This window comes from Mycoplasmopsis iners ATCC 19705 (assembly GCF_000701805.1).
Lineage (GTDB): Bacteria > Bacillota_I > Bacilli_A > Mycoplasmatales > Metamycoplasmataceae > Mycoplasmopsis > Mycoplasmopsis iners.
Map to the genome: position 1 here is coordinate 1 of NZ_JNJW01000025.1, position 1,833 is coordinate 1,833.

The following is a 1,833-nucleotide window of genomic DNA, read 5'->3' on the forward strand; positions in this document are numbered from 1 at the left end:
TCCCTATTTTCACATCTCTGCTATCTTCGGCACTAAAGGGCTTAACTACTGAGTTCGGAATGGTATCAGGTGTTCCCCTTCGCTATTACGACTGTATGAATATGATACACTAAAAAAACTATTCGTCAAATAATTTTTTAATTTTTTTTGCATTTTTTTATCTTCAAATATCAAGCTATCAATTTAAGCTTCAAAAAGCAAAAACAATCATTAATAATATAATAATTAATAATATAAATATAATTTAATATATATTTATTATTTTTATTTTGAAATAGGATTGATATGAAAAATAAACTAAAAAATTTTTGAATTGTCTTTTGCTTTATTTTAAAAATTACACTAATTGGCTTTGGCGGTGGCAATGCACTCATGCCGGTTATTAAAAAAGAAGCTGTAGACAAAAAACAATGGTTAACTTTAGAAGAGTTTAATCAAATGGTAATTGTTACTAATATGTTGCCAGGGCCATCTGTTATTCAAAGTATCAGTTATATTTGTATTAAGCACTTTGGTAAAATTTGAGGTTCTATTTTAACCTTATTAGCCATTTTGCCACATATATTTATAGCTTTGGGTTGTTATTTATTAATTGACAAATTACCAATTAATTACTTATATGCAATTTCAGTTGGTGTTTTAGGTTCAATAATAGGAGTTTTATTAGCTTTTGGTTGAAGTTATTTAAAGCAAAGTAAAAATAAATTAAATACACCTTTATGATTGATTCTGTTTTTATTTACTTTTGCTTTTTGTTTCTTTGTGCCCGCTCCTTGAAACATGCCAATTGTAGTTATGGTAGTGATTTTTATAATAGTAGGTTTTGTAGAATGATTTTTATATTGTAAAAGTAAACGCCAAAACAAGAAAGGTGATAAATAATGTTTATAATAGCAATTATTTTTGCCTTAGCTATTATTTCACTTTCAGTTTTTGGTGGCGGTCAAGTTTTCATGCCAATGTTTAAATGGCTATGAGAATTTATGAATAATACTTTTGCTATTCCAATTAGCGAAACTAATATTAATCAAATTTTTACAGTGGCTAATGCAACTCCCGGTGTGGTATCAACTAAGTTTGCTTTTTTCACAGGATTTTTAGCTGGTAATAGCGCAACTGGTATGCAACATTGATGAGCATATGCCTTAATGTTTGTAACTTATTTATGTTTCTGTTTGCCAGCGATTTTAATTATGGCTTTTGCTATGAAATATCTACAAAAATTCCAAACTAAAAAATATATTCAAAGAATCTTATTATTAATGAAACCTATTGTTGCAGGAATAATTATTGCTTTAGCTTTTCAATTATTAATTAATATACTATTACCATTTATTAAATTTAATGAAGTTAATAATTATTTTGCTATTGATAAAGATAATAACAAAGCTAGATTTTTTAGCAATTGAAGACTGATAGCTTTATTTATTTACGTGCCTATAAATATCGGAACATCATATTGGTTATATAAGAAAAAGCTTTCGTTATTTTTATTAATAGTGATAAATATATTACTATCTTTAATTATTTTTGAGCCTTGGCTTTAAGTTAAGGCTTTTTTTATTTTGCTAGGAAAAATTTTATTTTTTTATTGGCATTTATTTTAGATTATTGTATATTTATAAAGCAAATTTTTTTCAGATAAAAACATCAAGAAAAAACTTTAAAAAAAATTTATTTTTTTCTTTGACTGTTAAATAAAATTTGCTATTATTGAAAAGCTAAAATATTAGCAAGAAAATGTTCTTTGAAAACTAGATATATAAACATGACAGTCAATTTTTTCGAGAGTTTGATCCTGGCTCAGGATGAACGCTGGCTGTGTGCCTAATA

2 protein-coding genes and 1 rRNA gene are annotated in these 1,833 nt (G+C 26.0%); 2 read left to right on the top strand and 1 reads right to left on the bottom strand.

The annotated features are described in order from the left end of the window. Positions 1 to 96, bottom strand: a 5S ribosomal RNA gene (gene rrf / locus T395_RS0103110); the annotation flags it as partial. A gap of 189 nt (positions 97 to 285) precedes the next feature. Here rrf and T395_RS0103115 point away from each other — a divergent pair. Beyond that, positions 286 to 882: a chromate transporter gene (locus T395_RS0103115; protein WP_029513011.1), complete on the top strand. Its 597-nt coding sequence runs from the start codon at positions 286 to 288 to the stop codon at positions 880 to 882. Next, complete coding sequence (locus T395_RS0103120) at positions 882 to 1,547, top strand: chromate transporter (RefSeq protein ID WP_029513012.1); 666 nt, start codon at positions 882 to 884, stop codon at positions 1,545 to 1,547. The genes T395_RS0103115 and T395_RS0103120 overlap by 1 nt, the downstream gene beginning before the upstream one ends. Positions 1,548 to 1,833: the final 286 nt, after the last annotated feature.